Annotated in this window: 15 protein-coding genes; 3 read left to right on the top strand and 12 right to left on the bottom strand. The window is 69.8% G+C overall.

Annotated elements, in window-relative coordinates; all coding sequences use genetic code 11:
• Positions 1-2: 2 nt before the first annotated feature.
• From OK345_RS12120 to OK345_RS12090, 7 genes are all read right to left on the bottom strand, one after another.
• Positions 3-725: a glycosyltransferase family 2 protein gene (locus OK345_RS12120; protein WP_265128241.1), complete on the bottom strand. Its 723-nt coding sequence runs from the start codon at positions 723-725 to the stop codon at positions 3-5.
• Positions 726-797: 72 nt separating this feature from the next.
• Positions 798-1,763: an NAD-dependent epimerase/dehydratase family protein gene (locus OK345_RS12115; RefSeq protein ID WP_265128240.1), complete on the bottom strand. Its 966-nt coding sequence runs from the start codon at positions 1,761-1,763 to the stop codon at positions 798-800.
• A 91-nt stretch (positions 1,764-1,854) separates the two neighbouring features.
• Positions 1,855-2,163, bottom strand: a complete 309-nt coding sequence (locus OK345_RS12110; protein WP_265128239.1) for a helix-hairpin-helix domain-containing protein — start codon at positions 2,161-2,163, stop codon at positions 1,855-1,857.
• Positions 2,164-2,239: 76 nt separating this feature from the next.
• The gene (locus OK345_RS12105; RefSeq protein WP_265128238.1) at positions 2,240-3,169 is read right to left on the bottom strand and encodes a ParB/RepB/Spo0J family partition protein; all 930 of its coding nucleotides are present in this window, start codon (positions 3,167-3,169) and stop codon (positions 2,240-2,242) included.
• Positions 3,169-3,966 carry a ParA family protein gene (locus tag OK345_RS12100; RefSeq protein WP_265128237.1) on the bottom strand — a complete coding sequence of 266 codons (798 nt, stop codon included), beginning with the start codon at positions 3,964-3,966 and terminating at the stop codon, positions 3,169-3,171. Before OK345_RS12100 ends, OK345_RS12105 begins: the two co-directional genes overlap by 1 nt.
• Positions 3,967-4,140: 174 nt before the next feature.
• Positions 4,141-4,782 carry a 16S rRNA (guanine(527)-N(7))-methyltransferase RsmG gene (gene rsmG, locus OK345_RS12095; RefSeq protein ID WP_265128236.1) on the bottom strand — a complete coding sequence of 214 codons (642 nt, stop codon included), beginning with the start codon at positions 4,780-4,782 and terminating at the stop codon, positions 4,141-4,143.
• A 69-nt stretch (positions 4,783-4,851) separates the two neighbouring features.
• Positions 4,852-5,508: a 4'-phosphopantetheinyl transferase family protein gene (locus OK345_RS12090; RefSeq protein ID WP_265128235.1), complete on the bottom strand. Its 657-nt coding sequence runs from the start codon at positions 5,506-5,508 to the stop codon at positions 4,852-4,854.
• A 96-nt stretch (positions 5,509-5,604) separates the two neighbouring features.
• Here OK345_RS12090 and OK345_RS12085 point away from each other — a divergent pair, with 96 nt between their 5' ends.
• A complete protein-coding gene (locus OK345_RS12085; protein ID WP_265128234.1) occupies positions 5,605-5,856 on the top strand; it encodes a GlsB/YeaQ/YmgE family stress response membrane protein in 252 nt (83 codons plus the stop codon).
• Between the two features lie 140 nt (positions 5,857-5,996).
• On the opposite strand, the gene xth is transcribed toward OK345_RS12085, so the two are convergent.
• Positions 5,997-6,764, bottom strand: a complete 768-nt coding sequence (gene xth / locus OK345_RS12080; RefSeq protein WP_265128233.1) for an exodeoxyribonuclease III — start codon at positions 6,762-6,764, stop codon at positions 5,997-5,999.
• Between the two features lie 221 nt (positions 6,765-6,985).
• The gene (locus OK345_RS12075; protein ID WP_265128232.1) at positions 6,986-7,324 is read right to left on the bottom strand and encodes a winged helix-turn-helix transcriptional regulator; all 339 of its coding nucleotides are present in this window, start codon (positions 7,322-7,324) and stop codon (positions 6,986-6,988) included.
• A gap of 82 nt (positions 7,325-7,406) precedes the next feature.
• Between OK345_RS12075 and OK345_RS12070 the strand changes: the two genes are divergently transcribed.
• Positions 7,407-7,733 (top strand): nuclear transport factor 2 family protein, encoded by a 327-nt coding sequence (locus tag OK345_RS12070; protein WP_265128231.1) that lies wholly within the window; start codon positions 7,407-7,409, stop codon positions 7,731-7,733.
• Entirely contained in the window at positions 7,733-8,503 is a 771-nt protein-coding gene (locus OK345_RS12065) for an SDR family oxidoreductase (RefSeq protein WP_265128230.1), read from the top strand. The genes OK345_RS12070 and OK345_RS12065 overlap by 1 nt, the downstream gene beginning before the upstream one ends.
• 9 nt (positions 8,504-8,512) lie before the next feature.
• Here OK345_RS12065 and OK345_RS12060 read toward each other — a convergent pair whose 3' ends face one another.
• The 3 genes from OK345_RS12060 to OK345_RS12050 all read right to left on the bottom strand — a co-directional run bounded on the left by OK345_RS12060 (position 8,513) and on the right by OK345_RS12050 (position 13,262).
• On the bottom strand, positions 8,513-9,919 hold the full coding sequence (locus OK345_RS12060; RefSeq protein WP_265128229.1) for a coniferyl aldehyde dehydrogenase: 1,407 nt from the start codon (positions 9,917-9,919) through the stop codon (positions 8,513-8,515).
• Positions 9,920-10,089: 170 nt separating this feature from the next.
• Positions 10,090-11,751 carry an MFS transporter gene (locus OK345_RS12055; protein WP_265128228.1) on the bottom strand — a complete coding sequence of 554 codons (1,662 nt, stop codon included), beginning with the start codon at positions 11,749-11,751 and terminating at the stop codon, positions 10,090-10,092.
• Between the two features lie 128 nt (positions 11,752-11,879).
• The gene (locus OK345_RS12050; protein ID WP_265128227.1) at positions 11,880-13,262 is read right to left on the bottom strand and encodes a DcaP family trimeric outer membrane transporter; all 1,383 of its coding nucleotides are present in this window, start codon (positions 13,260-13,262) and stop codon (positions 11,880-11,882) included.
• Positions 13,263-13,295 lie beyond the last annotated feature (33 nt).

Raw genomic sequence — 13,295 nt, 5'->3', positions numbered from 1 at the left:
GCTCAACACTCCTCCACCGCGGTGCGCTTGCTGCGCGCGATCAGCCAGGCCACCCCGCGCAGGTCGCGCACGCCGACCAGCGCGCGCCCCAGGTTGGTGTACTTGGACACGCCGCTGCCGCGGTGGCGGTGGTTGACCGGCACGCTGAGCGTCTGCCAGCCAGCGCGCTGCACCAGCGCCGGCAGGTAGCGGTGCATGTGGTCGAAGTACGGCAGGTCGAGGAACGCGGCGCGCTCGAACAGCTTGATGCCGCAGCCGGTATCCGGGGTGTCGTCGCGCAGCAGCCGCCTGCGGATGGCGTTGGCCCACTTCGATGCCCAGCGCCTGGACCCCGAGTCGCGACGGTCGACGCGCCAGCCGGCGAACAGCTTGACCTGCGGCGCGGCGGCGGCGCGCGCGGCCAGCAGCCTGGGGATGTCGGCCGGGTCGTTCTGGCCGTCGCCGTCGAGGGTGGCGATCCAGGGCGCGTTCGCGGCCTTGACCCCGTTGCGGATCGCGGTGCTCTGGCCGCTGCGGTTGGCATGGTGCAGCACCCGCAGTTCCGGGGTGGAGGCCTTCAGGCCCTGCAGCACCGCCAGGGTGCCGTCGCTGGAATCGTCGTCGACGCAGACGATCTCGAACGCGGTGCGGCCGCGCAGGGCCGCGGTTATTTCAGCTACCAGCGGCGCGACGTTGTCGCGCTCGTTGAAGACGGGAATGACCACCGAGAGCTCGGGTTGGTTCATCGCAGGATCCGGCCGTGCCTTGAAAAGCAAAGATCGCGCATTTTCCCTGGCGCAAGTTAGCCGAGGATGAAGTCAGGCGCGTTCCCCGAAATAGTCGCGGCACCATTGCACCACCGGCGGCAGGCCGCTCTCGATCGGCGTCGCCGGCTCGTAGCCGAAGGCGGCCTTCGCGCGCGAGGTATCGGCCATGGTGCGGACCATGTCGCCCGGCTGCATCGGCTTGTAGACCTTGTGCGCGGGCCGCCCGGCGGCGGCCTCGATCACGCCGATGAAGCGCTCCAGTTCCACCGGGGTGTGGTTGCCCAGGTTGAAGACCCGGTGCGGCACCGCCTCGTCCGAGGGATGCGCGAACGCGCCGAGGACGCCGGCGACGATGTCGGAGACATGGGTGAAGTCGCGCTGCATGCGGCCTTCGTTGAACACCTCGATCGGGCGTCCGGCCAGCACCGCGCGCGAGAACAGCAGCGGCGCCATGTCCGGCCGGCCCCACGGGCCGTATACGGTGAAGAAGCGCAGCCCGGTGGCGCGCAGGCCGTACAGCTGGGCGTAGGCATGGGCCATCAGCTCGTTGGCGGCCTTGGTCGCCGCGTACAGCGAACGCGGCTGGTCCACGCGCTGGTCCTCGGAGAACGGCGGCGTGGCCGAATCGCCGTAGACCGAACTGCTGGAGGCATACACCAGGTGCCGCACGCCGCGGTGGCGGCACAGCTCCAGCACGTTGACGAAACCGGCCAGGTTGCTGTCGACGTAGGCGTGCGGGTTCTGCAGCGAGTAGCGCACCCCGGCCTGCGCGGCGAGGTGGATCACCCGCTCCGGCCGGACCTGGTCGAACAGCGCGGCCAGGCCGTCGCGGTCGCCCAGGTCGAGCATGCGGATGTCCGTGTCCGGGCACAGTGCGGCGACGCGGTCGCGCTTGAGCTGCGGGTCGTAGTAGTCGTTGTAGCTGTCCAGCCCGACCACGGATTCGCCGCGTGCGGCCAGGGCCTGGCAGGTGTAGGCGCCGATGAAACCAGCGGCGCCGGTGACGAGGATGCTCATCGGATCGATCCGGCTCGTGATGCGGTAGCTGTACTGGCGCGTGGCGATGCGGCGACGTTCATGGCGTTTCCGTCGTTCCCTGCCCTGGCGCTCACCACAGGGTGAGCGGCGCCTCCCGGGCCAGGGTCTGCTTGCGCTCCTTGCTGAAGGCCCACCACGGCCGCGGCGGTTCGCCTTCCAGGAAGCGGACGATCGACAGGAACACGTCGATCACGCAGGGGTCGTGCATCACCCCGGTGCGCAGGCACAGCTGGGCGTACATGTCGTACGGGTCGCGACCACGCAGGTGCGCCGGCACGCGGATGCCGATCAGGCGCAGATCCTTCTCGCAGGCCGGCCCGACGTTCGGCAGGTCGGTCAGACGCAGCAGGTGGTTGCGGTCGACCTTGTTCGGGTTCATCGGCTCTTCTGTACGGGGTGCGGCGCGACAGGGTCCGGGGGCGTGGCGACACGTGGCATCGGTCGGCGCGCCGGGGTCAGGCGTCGCGCCGCGCGCGCAGCTTCTCGAGCACGCCGTCGAGCGTATCCAGGTCGGTGTAGTGGATCACCAGCTTGCCCTTGCCGCCGCGGCCGTGGTTGATCGCCACCTTGGTGCCCAGCGATTCGGACAGCTCGGTCTCCAGCGAGGCGATGTCGGCCTGCGGCGTGCTGGCGGCCGGCTTGGCCTTGCGCGCGCCGGGCACCTTGCCGGCGGCGAACTGCTGGGCGCGGTGCTCGACCTCGCGCACCGACCACCCCTGGTCGGCCGCTTCCTGCGCCAGCTTGCTGGCCAGTTCCGGCGCCAGCGTCAGCAGCGCGCGGGCATGGCCCATTTCCAGCCGCCGGCTTTCCAGCAATACCCGGATCGCCACCGGCAGTTCCAGCAGCCGCAGCAGGTTGGACACCGCCGCGCGCGAGCGGCCCACCGCCTGCGCCGCTTCGGCGTGGGTCAGGGTGAACTCGCTGATCAGCCGCTGCAGCGCCTCGGCCTCCTCCAGCGGGTTGAGGTCTTCGCGCTGGATGTTCTCGATCAGCGCCATGGCGATGACGGTGCGGTCTTCCAGCTCGCGCACCACCACCGGCACTTCGTCCAGCCCGGCCAGGCGCGAGGCGCGCCAGCGGCGTTCGCCGGCGACGATCTCGTAGCGGTCGCCCTGCAGCTGCCGCACCAGGATCGGCTGGATCACGCCCTGGGCCTTGATCGACTCGGACAGCTCGGCCAGCTTGGTGTCGTCCATGTCGCGGCGCGGCTGGTACTTGCCCGGCTGCAGCTGGTCCAGCGGCAGCTTGCGCAGCACTTCGCCCGGCAGCGGCTCGGCAATGGCGGCAGCGGCCACCTGGGTCACCGCGCCCTTGGGGCCGAGCAGTGCGTCCAGGCCACGGCCGAGGCCGCGCTTCTTGCCACCGGCCGGCTTGCTGATACTCATCAGACGGTCTCCACGGCCCTGGCGGCCTTGTTGCGTTCGTTGTTGCGGCGGATGATCTCGCCCGCCAGCCCGAGATAGGCCACGCCGCCGCGCGAGGCGCGGTCGTAGCCGACGATGCTCTGGCCGTGGCTGGGCGCCTCGGCCAGGCGCACGTTGCGCGGCACGATGGTGCGGAACACCTTGTCGCCGAAGTGCTCGGTCAGCTCGGCCGAGACCGCGTTGGCCAGGTTGTTGCGCACGTCGAACATGGTGCGCAGCACGCCTTCGATCTCCAGCGCCGGGTTCAGGCCGGCGCGCAGCGCCTCGATGGTCTCCACCAGCGCGCTCAGGCCTTCCAGCGCGTAGTACTCGCACTGCATCGGCACGATCACCGAGTCGGCCGCGGCCAGCGCGTTGAGCGTGAGCAGCGACAGCGCCGGCGGGCAGTCGATCAGGATGAAGTCGTATTCGTCGCGGATCGGCGCCAGCGCGCGCTTGAGCCGCTGCTCGCGCTCGCCCTGCTCCATCAGCTGGATCTCGGCGGCGGTCAGGTCGATGTTGCCCGGCAGCAGGTCGAAGCCTTCCGGCGCGGTGACGCGGATGTCGGCGGCGCTGTTCTCGCCCAGCAGCAGGTCGCAGGTGGAGGCGGCCACCTCGCGCTTGTCCACGCCGCTGCCCATGGTGGCATTGCCCTGCGCGTCCAGATCGACCAGCAGCACGCGCTTGGGCGTACTGGCAAGGGCGGCGGCCAGGTTGACGGCCGTGGTGGTCTTGCCGACGCCGCCCTTCTGGTTGGCGATGGCGATGATCCTAGCCATGCAGGAAAGCCTCGTGGGCTGGAGGGTTGGACCGGGCATTATGCGGGCTGGGGACCGGATCAGGGAAATCGGGCTCCCTGCCCTGCGTAGGAGCGACGTCAGTCGCGACCGGGGCCTTCCCGATGAAGCCTGTCGCGACTGACGTCGCTCCTACAGGGGCGGTCGGGTGTGCCGTTATTTCCGGCGGCAGACCACCAGATGGCGCTCGCCTGTCAGGCCGGGGACCTGCAACGGCAACACCTGCGCCACTTCCCAGTCGGGCGGCAGCTGCGCGATCTCCTCGTGCGGGTACACGCCCTTCATCGCCAGCAGCGTGCCGCCGCGGCGCAGCAGGTGGCCGCCGACGGCAACGATCCCGGCCAGGGTGTCCAGCGCGCGCGCGGTCAGGTGGTCGTAGGCCTCCGGCTCGGCCAGCGCCTCGGCCCGCGATTCGGCCACCCGGGCGTTGCCCAGGCCCAGCTGGCGCACCGCCTCGCGCAGGAAGCGGGCCTTCTTGCCGTTGCTCTCCACCAGCGTCACCTGCAACTGCGGCCGGGCGATGGCCAGCGGGATGCCCGGCAGCCCCGGGCCGGTGCCCAGGTCGGCCAGGCTGCCGCTCTCGACATGCGGCGCCATCGCCAGCGAATCGAGCAGGTGACGGGTGACCATCTCGTGCGGGTCGCGGATGGCGGTGAGATTGTAGGTGCGGTTCCAGCGCGCCAGCAGCGCCAGGTAGGCCAGCAGCGGTGGCGCCAGCGTGGCGGCGTCCAGGCCCATGGCCTGCAGGCCACGCTCCAGTTCGGCGGCCACACCGGCCGGCAGGGAAGAATCGTTCATGGCGGCGATTATCGCAGGCGCGCTCGGCCGGACCGCAAACCTTGCGTATCCGACGGCGGGGGGCATGCCTCAGGCGTCCGCCGGCGGCGACTCCGGGCCGGGCAACGAAGGCGGCACCGGCGCGGCCGGGTACCACGCCAGCGCAGCGCGGAAATCGGCCGAGGCCTGCCATTCGTGCAGGTGCCAGCGGCCGGCCTGGCCCAGCGCCGGATCGCACCACGCCAACTGCAGCGCGCCGTCGGCCGTGGGCGCGAATGCCAGCTTGTGCAGGCCGAAGGAGATGCCATGGCCGTGCGCCTTGAGCAGCGCCTCCTTGGCGCACCAGACCCGGAAGAACCAGTGTTCGCGGGCCGTCTGGTCCAGCGCTTCCAGCCAGTCCGCCTCGTCGGGATGGAAGAAGCGGCGCACCACCTCCAGCATCCGCGGCCGCAGCCGCTGCTGCTCCAGGTCCACCCCCAGCCGCACCTGCCGGCCCAGCGCCACCAGCAGCCAGCCGCCGCTGTGGCTCCAGCCGGTGCCGTAATGCGCCAGGCGCCCGTACAGCCACGGGCGGCCGCGTTCGTCGCGGGTCAACGGCAGCTGTTCCGGACTGCCGCCCAGCTCGGCGGCCAGCAGTTCGCGCGCCTGCGGCTCGCCGCGGGTGCCGGGCACGTGCGGCAGCCGCCACACCGTCACCGGGCCGAACCGCCAGCGGCCGTGCCCGCCGGCCATACCGCCGCCGCTCATGCCGCCGGGCCAGTGCACGATGGCTTCACGAGCCTGCGCTTTAACTGTGGCGACAGCACCGGCTCCGGTGCACCGCAGCGACAAGGAGAGGCAAGCATGGGCATCATCATCTGGTTGATCGTCGGTGGCATCGTGGGCTGGCTGGCCAGCATCATCATGCGCCGCGATGCGCAGCAAGGCATCATCCTCAACATCGTGGTCGGCATCATCGGCGCGCTGATCGCGGGCTTCCTGTTCGGCGGCGGCATCAACGATGCCATCACCCTGCGCACCTTCATCTATTCGCTGATAGGCGCGGTGATCCTGCTGGCGATCGTCAACCTGTTCACCCGCAAGAGCATCCGCTAGAGGAAACGCGTCCCCGCATCCGCACCGGCATCCCACGGCCTGCGAGGCGGACCGTGGGCCTCTCCCCGTCATCCCGTACCCGCCACTTCGCCCCAGCCCGCCGACTCAGGGGGCCGGGGCGCACGCTGGCCGGCAGTGCCTCACCCCAGCTGCACCCAGGCCGGCGCGTGGTCGCTGGGACGCTCCCAGGTACGCGGCTCGCGGTCGATGCCGGCGGCCACGGCGCGGGCCTTCAGCGCATCGGACACCAGGGTCAGGTCGATGCGCAAGCCGAGGTCGCGGCGGAAGCCGGCGGCACGGTAGTCCCACCAGCTGAAGATGCCGCCGTCGTCGTGGTGCAGGCGGAAGGCGTCGTGCAGGCCCAACTGCAGCAGCTTGTTCAGCGCGCCGCGCTCGGCGGTGGAGGTGAGGATGTGGTTGTCGTTCCACACCGCCGGGTCGTGCACGTCGCGCGCGTCCGGGGCGATGTTGAAGTCGCCCAGCACCACCAGCTGCGGGTGCCGCTGCAGCTCGTCCCGCAGCCAGTCGTGCACGGCATCGAGCCAACGCAGCTTGTAGGCGTACTTTTCGGTGCCCACGTCCTGGCCGTTGACCACGTACAGGTTGACCACCCGGGTGTCGCCGATGGTGGCGGCGATGGCGCGCTTCTGCTCGTCGTCGAAGCCGGGGATGCCGATCTGCACGTCCTCCGGCGCCTGCCGCGACAGGATCGCCACGCCGTTGTAGGTCTTCTGCCCGGCGAACACGCTGCGGTAGCCCAGCCCGGCCAGCACCGCATCGGGGAACTTGTGGTCCTCCAGCTTGGTTTCCTGGATCCCGACCACGTCCGGGGCGAAAGCGCCCAGCCACTGTTCCAGGTGCGGCAGGCGCACGTTGAGCGAATTGACGTTCCAGCTGGCGATCTTCATGGATGCGGGGTTCGGGCGAAAACGCAGGCCAGTTTAGGGCCTGCCGCCTGCGCAGGCACGGTGCGGATCGAAGGACGGCTTCCTTGCGGGAAAAATCCGCCGCCACCGGGATTCCTGCCGCAGCAGGCGGCACTCCCGTTTTCTGCCAGCACCGGCCACACCGGCAAGACCGCGTCGCGACCGGGGTCGTGCCCGCAGGAAAGCGGCGGGAGCGGCCGGGATCACTTCTTCTCCGCCCACTGCAGCAGGCCATCCAGCGCCGGGCACAGCGCCTGGCCCCATTCGGTCAGGCGGTATTCCACCCTCGGCGGCACTTCCGGGTACACCGTCCGCGCCACGATGCCGTCGGCCTCCAGTCCACGCAGCTGCTGCGCCAGCATCTTCTGCGAGATGCCGGGGATCAGCCGTTCCAGGTCCGAATAGCGCTGCACCTTGCCGTCGAACAGGTGGAACAGGATCAGCAGCTTCCAGCGTCCTTCCAGCAGCCGGATCGTCGCCTCGACGTCGCGTGCCGCCGCTTCGGGGGTGTAGGCCTTCCTGCTTACGCCGGCGTCAGTCACTCACTTTCCGGTGCGTTCTTGTCCATGCGCCAGCCTAGGGCGAGGATGCTCGCCCCGCAAGAAATCCCCCGAGGAATCGTCGATGGACATCGAACTGCCGCAGCCGCTGGCGCTGTACCTGGAAGAGGAGAACCACGACGGCGTGGACGCCATCGCGCGCTGCTTCGCCGCCGATGCCGTGGTGCGCGACGAGGGCGGCACGATACGCGGGATCGAGGCGATCCAGGCCTGGAAGCGCGCGTCCAAGGCGCGCTACCGCTACCGGGTCGAGCCGCTGTCGGTGCAGCGGCGCGGCGCTACCCTGCGGCTGCGCGTGCGCACCAGCGGCGACTTCCCCGGCAGCCCGGCCGAACTGGACTACACGGTCGAACTGGCCGGCGACCGCATCGCCTCGCTGGAGATCCGCTGATGGAGCTGGCGCTGCACGGCAGGCGGGTGCTGGTCACCGCTGCCACCCGCGGCATCGGCGGCGCCACCGCGACGCTGCTGCGCGAACTGGGCGCGCGCGTGCTCGCGGTGGCACGCACGCATCCGCAAGACGCCGATGCACTGTGCGTCGCCGCCGACCTGAGCACGGCCGACGGCTGCGACCGGGTGGTGGAGGCGGTGGCCGAACGCCTTGGCGGCGTGGATGCCATCGTCCATGTGCTGGGCGGCTCGTCGGCGCCGGGCGGCGGCTACGCCGTGCTGGACGATGCGCAATGGCGGAAGGAACTGGACCTCAACCTGTTCCCGGCGGTGCGGCTGGACCGCGCGCTGCTGCCGGGCATGCTGGCGCAGGGAGCCGGCGCGATCGTCCACGTCACCTCCATCCAGAGCCGGCTGCCGCTGCCCGAATCCACCACCGCCTACGCCGCGGCCAAGGCCGCACTGGCGACCTACAGCAAGAGCCTGTCCAAGGAAGTGGCCGCCCGCGGCGTGCGCGTGGTGCGGGTGGCGCCGGGCTGGGTCGAGACCGAGGCCTCGGTGGCGCTGGCGCAGCGGCTGGCCGAACAGGCCGGCACCGACTACGAGGGCGGCAAGCGCATCGTCATGCAGGCGCTGGGCGGCATTCCGCTGGGCCGGCCGGCCAGGCCGGCCGAGGTGGCCAACCTGATCGCCTTCCTGCTCTCGCCGCTTGCGGCCGCCATCACCGGTAGCGAATTCACCATCGACGGCGGCACGCTGCCGGTGACCTGATCGTGCGCCTCAGCGCACGATCAGGTCGATGAAGCGCGCCACCCTGGCATAGGGCGGCTTGAGCAGATCGCTGCCGGCGCGGCGCGCCTGCCACAGCACCGGCAGCTGCTTGCTCATCGCATCGAAGCCGGCGCGGCCATGGTAGGCGCCCATGCCGCTGGCGCCGATGCCGCCGAACGGCAGGCCGTTGATCGCGAAATGCAGCAGGGTGTCGTTGACGGTGACGCCGCCGGCGACGGTGGCGCCGAGGATGCGTTCGATCGCGTCGCGGTCGTCGCTGAAGGGGTACAGCGCCAATGGCCGCTCGCGGCCGTTGACGGTGGCGATGGCCTCGTCCAGCGAGCGGTAGCCGCGCACCGGCAGGATCGGCCCGAAGATCTCCTCCTGCATCACCGCCGCGTCGTCGCCGGGCTGCAGGATCACGGTCGGCGGCAGCAGCCGCTCGCGCTCGGCCACGGCCGGGTCCAGCGTCGCCAGTTCGATCACCTCCAGCCCGCGCGCGCGGGCGTCGTCGACGATGCCGCGCAGGCGCCGGTACTGGCCTTCGTTGACGATCCGGGTGTAGTCGCGCGGATCGGCGAAATCGCCGTAGCGGGCCAGCACCTGCGCGCGCAGCGCCTGCACCAGCGCCGCCTCGCGGCCGGCATCGATCAGCACGTAGTCCGGGGCGATGCAGGTCTGGCCGGCGTTGAACCACTTGCCGGTGGCCAGCCGCGCGGCGGCGCGCTCGAGCGGATAGCCGGGGCAGACGATCGCCGGCGACTTGCCGCCCAGCTCCAGCGTCAGCGGCGTCAGGTTCGCCGCCGCCGCGGCCATCACCTTGCGCCCGACCGCGGTGGAACCGGTGAACACCAGGTGGTCCAGCGGCAGCGCGGCGAACGCGGCAGCCACCTCGGCGCCGCCCTGCACCACCGCCACCCGCTCCGGCGGGAACACCTCGGCCAGCAGCTCCTGCAGGAAGGCGCTGGTGCGCGGAGTGTGCTCGGACGGCTTGAGCAGCACGTGGTTGCCGGCGGCGATCGCGGTGGCCAGCGGCACCAACGCCAGATTGACCGGATAGTTCCACGGCGAGATCACCCCGACCACGCCCACCGGCAACGGCCGCAGCTGCGCCCGCGCCGGCCAGAAGCGCCAGCCGACGCCGACCCGGCGCGGCTTCATCCAGCCCTTGAGGTGGCGCAGCAGGTGGTCGATCTCGCCGAGCACGGCCATGCCGTCGGCGATCAGCGATTCGTGGTGCGAACGGTGGCCGAAGTCGGCGGCGATGGCTTCCGTCATCGCCGGCAGCCGCGTCTTGAACGCCGCGCGCAGCCGCCGCAGGTCGTCGCGGCGCTGCTGGAAATCGGGACGCTGCCGCGCCCACGCCTGGCGTGTGCGCAGCAGGAGGGCATCGAGCGTGACGGGTTGTTCGGACATGGCGGCAGGCGACCGGGTGGCGACGACGGCCCATTGTGGCCGTTCGCCCGCCGCCGCGCAGCCACGCGGTGCCATGGCGGACCGCTCCCGCCATCGCACCGGCAAAAAAAAAGGCGCCGGTGGGAACCGGCGCCTCGGGATGACCGGCAATGCCGGTCCGGGAGAGAACGTTACTTGGTGATGTCCACGTCCTTGGTCTCGCGCAGGAACAGCGTGCCGATCACCAGCGTCATCAGCGCGATGCCGATCGGGTACCACAGGCCGTAGTAGATGTTGCCGGTACCGGCCACCAGCGCGAACGAGATCGCCGGCAGGAAGCCGCCGAACCAGCCGTTGCCGATGTGGTACGGCAGCGACATCGAGGTGTAGCGGATCCTGGTCGGGAACAGCTCGACCAGGTAGGCGGCGATCGGGCCGTAGACCATGGTCACGTAGATCACCAGCAGCCACAGCAGCAGGATCGTCATCGGGATGTTGATGCGGTCGGTCTCGGCCTTGGCCGGATAGCCGGCCGCCACCAGGGCCTCCTTCAGCGCAGCGCCGAAGTCGCCCTGCGCGGACTTGAGCGCATCGCCCGCCAGCCCGGCCGCCTCGTACGAACTCAGCGAGTGCTCACCCACGTTGACCTGGGCCAGGGAACCGACCGGCGCGGCTTCCACGGTGTACGGAACGCCGGCACGGGTCAGCGCGGCGGTCGCGATGTCGCAGGAGCTGGTGAACTTGCGCACGCCCACCGGATCGAACTGGAAGCTGCAGGTGTTGGGATCGGCCACGACCACGGCCGGCGAGTTGCGGCTGGCCTCGTCGATCGCCGGGTTGGCGAAGTGGGTGATGCCCTTGAAGATCGGGATGTAGGTCACCGCGGCCAGCAGGCAGCCGGCCATGATGATCTTCTTGCGGCCGATCTTGTCCGACAGCCAGCCGAAGAACAGGAAGAACGGCGTGGCCAGCAGCAGCGCCGCCGCGATCAGCAGGTAGGACACGGTCAGATCGACCTTGAGCATGCTCTGCAGGTAGAACAGCGCGTAGAACTGGCCGCCGTACCACACCACGGCCTGGCCGGCGGTGGCGCCGAACAGCACCAGCAGCATCAGCTTCAGGTTGCCGCCCTTGATCGAATCGCGGAACGGCTTCTTGGAACCCTTGCCTTCGGCCTTCATCTGCTGGAACAGCGGCGACTCGCTCAGCTGCAGGCGGATCCACACCGAGATGCCCAGCAGCACGATCGACGCCAGGAACGGAATGCGCCAGCCCCAGTCCTCGAACGCCTCCACGCCCAGCGCGTAGCGGCAACCCAGGATCACCGCCAGCGACAGGAACAGGCCCAGCGTCGCGGTGGTCTGGATGAAGCTGGTGTAGAAGCCGCGCTTGCCCGGCGGCGCATGCTCGGCCACGTAGGTGGCGGCACCGCCGTACTCGCCGCCCATCGCCAGGCCCTGCGCCAGGCGCAGCACGATCAGGATCACCGGCGCGGTGAAGCCGATCGAGGCGTAGTTGGGCAGTACGCCGACCAGGAAGGTCGAGATGCCCATGATCAGGATGGTGATGAGGAAGGTGTACTTGCGGCCGATGCGGTCGCCGAGGCTGCCGAAGAAGGCCGCGCCGAACGGACGCACGAAGAAACCGGCGGCGAAAGCCAGCAGCGTGAAGATCATGCCGGTGGTTTCGTTGACGCCGCTGAAGAACTGGCGGGAGATGATCAGCGCGAGCGAGCCGTACAGATAGAAGTCGTACCATTCGAAAACGGTACCCAGGCTCGATGCGAAGATGACCTTCTTGTGGCCCTTGGTGAGTGCACCAGGGGCCGGTGTGGCTGCGGTTGTGCTGGACATGAGTCGCTTCCCCTCCGAAGCAATCGTGTAGCGGGATGTGGTGGGTGTTCAGGACATGGAACGGACCGACGTGGGGATTTGCAGGATCGACGAAGGGGTGCCGGCGCCGGCACCCCTTCGCGTCACCGTCAGAAGCTGTACTTGGTGGTGAACTGGACGCGGCTGATGTCGCCCTTGCGGCCGTCCTCGATCTCGCGCACGCCGTACATCAGTTCGGCGCCGACATCGACCTTGGGCATCGGCGTGTAGAACACGTTGCCGCGGATGCTCTGCACGCTCTTGGTCACCAGCGGGCCGGTGATCGAGGCGTCGTTGTCGTAGTCGCTGCGGGCGTAGATCAGGTTGGTGCGCAGCTTGGGCGTGAACGCATGCCGCCAGCCGACGTAGCCGGCGATCACGCCGGTCGGGTCGAGCTCGTCGCGCAGCACGTCGTAGGACGCGTCCTGGGTGATGCCAAGGCCGACGTAACGGGCGATGCCCTCGCCGCCGCTGAGCTGGTAATGGATGCTGTCGCTGTCGCCGACCACCCACTTGCCGCCCAGGGTCAGGCCGCCGGCCACCTTGGTCGCATCGGCGCCGGTAGCCTGGTTGTCGACCTTGAGCTGGCGCAGCAGGCCGGCGACGCCGAAGGTGCCCCAGTCGCCCTTCCAGCCGTAGCGCAGGGTCAGGTCGGGCAGCGAACCGCGATCGGAGTTGACGCCGCCGATCAGCGTGGTTTCCGGATTCTCCAGCGACGCGCTGAAACCGCCATTGGTGTAGCGGATCTGCGCCTGGCGCACGAACAGCACGCCATCGGTCGGGCCGACGAAATCCACCGCTTCGGGGATCGAGCCGGCGTCCATGAAGTTGGACCAGGTCTGGCCGGCCAGCCAGTTGTTCCAGTACATGTAGGCGTGGCGCAGGGTCACGCCGTAGGTGTTGGTGGCGGTCTGGTTGCCCAGCGAGTTGCCGAAGAAGTCCATCTCCACCAGCGCGCCGGCCTTGTCGCCGGATTCGCTGACGTGGTCCACGCCCAGGTTGAAGCGCGAGAACTTGGCGTGGGCGTTGTAGTCCACGCTGGAACGCTCGCCCGAACCGCCGGCGCCGTGCACCGGGGTCTGCCCGGGCAGGTACAGCGCGCGGCCGGTGGCGTCGTCGGCCAGCTGGCCGTCGCCGGTCTGCGTGGCCAGGAAGTCGGCCTTGATGAAGCCGCCGAACTTGAACGTGGTACCCGGCGCGGCGCCCGGAGTGATGCTGGTGACCTGGATCGGCTGTTTGCCGGCCGGCACCGCCGGGCGTTCGGCCTGGCTGGCCTTGACCTCGGTGATCTCGGTCTGCGTCTGGCTGATCTGGCCCTGCTGCTGTTGCTGGGCCGAAAGCAGCAGCTGCACCTGACGCTCCAGGTCGGCCACGCGGGCCTCAAGCGCCTGCTCTCTGGCGGTCTGCGCGAACGCCATGCCCGGCGCGATCAGCGCGACGAACAGTGCGGCCGCCAACGGCCTGCGGGCCGTCTTCATCATGCGTTGGTTCATTGGATTGCCTCTCTCCCGGTGGCAAGACGTTGC

Origin of the sequence: Xanthomonas chitinilytica, from assembly GCF_026107455.2 — a bacterium.
In the GTDB taxonomy this organism is placed as follows: Bacteria; Pseudomonadota; Gammaproteobacteria; order Xanthomonadales; family Xanthomonadaceae; genus Stenotrophomonas; species Stenotrophomonas chitinilytica.
The sequence above is the reverse complement of the archived record's forward strand: the minus strand, read 5'-3'. Positions and strand labels throughout refer to the sequence as shown.

Bases quoted from the DNA above. Each gene is read 5' to 3' on its own strand.
- OK345_RS12085 (WP_265128234.1), top strand. From the start codon at position 5,605: ATGGGCATCATCATCTGGTTGATCGTCGGTGGCATCGTGGGCTGGCTG.
- OK345_RS12070 (WP_265128231.1), top strand. From the start codon at position 7,407: ATGGACATCGAACTGCCGCAGCCGCTGGCGCTGTACCTGGAAGAGGAG.
- rsmG (WP_265128236.1), bottom strand. From the start codon at position 4,782: ATGAACGATTCTTCCCTGCCGGCCGGTGTGGCCGCCGAACTGGAGCGT.
- xth (WP_265128233.1), bottom strand. From the start codon at position 6,764: ATGAAGATCGCCAGCTGGAACGTCAATTCGCTCAACGTGCGCCTGCCG.
- OK345_RS12050 (WP_265128227.1), bottom strand. From the start codon at position 13,262: ATGAACCAACGCATGATGAAGACGGCCCGCAGGCCGTTGGCGGCCGCA.
- OK345_RS12105 (WP_265128238.1), bottom strand. From the start codon at position 3,169: ATGAGTATCAGCAAGCCGGCCGGTGGCAAGAAGCGCGGCCTCGGCCGT.
- OK345_RS12090 (WP_265128235.1), bottom strand. From the start codon at position 5,508: ATGAGCGGCGGCGGTATGGCCGGCGGGCACGGCCGCTGGCGGTTCGGC.
- OK345_RS12115 (WP_265128240.1), bottom strand. From the start codon at position 1,763: ATGAGCATCCTCGTCACCGGCGCCGCTGGTTTCATCGGCGCCTACACC.
- OK345_RS12110 (WP_265128239.1), bottom strand. From the start codon at position 2,163: ATGAACCCGAACAAGGTCGACCGCAACCACCTGCTGCGTCTGACCGAC.
- OK345_RS12120 (WP_265128241.1), bottom strand. From the start codon at position 725: ATGAACCAACCCGAGCTCTCGGTGGTCATTCCCGTCTTCAACGAGCGC.
- OK345_RS12055 (WP_265128228.1), bottom strand. From the start codon at position 11,751: ATGTCCAGCACAACCGCAGCCACACCGGCCCCTGGTGCACTCACCAAG.
- OK345_RS12065 (WP_265128230.1), top strand. From the start codon at position 7,733: ATGGAGCTGGCGCTGCACGGCAGGCGGGTGCTGGTCACCGCTGCCACC.
- OK345_RS12060 (WP_265128229.1), bottom strand. From the start codon at position 9,919: ATGTCCGAACAACCCGTCACGCTCGATGCCCTCCTGCTGCGCACACGC.
- OK345_RS12100 (WP_265128237.1), bottom strand. From the start codon at position 3,966: ATGGCTAGGATCATCGCCATCGCCAACCAGAAGGGCGGCGTCGGCAAG.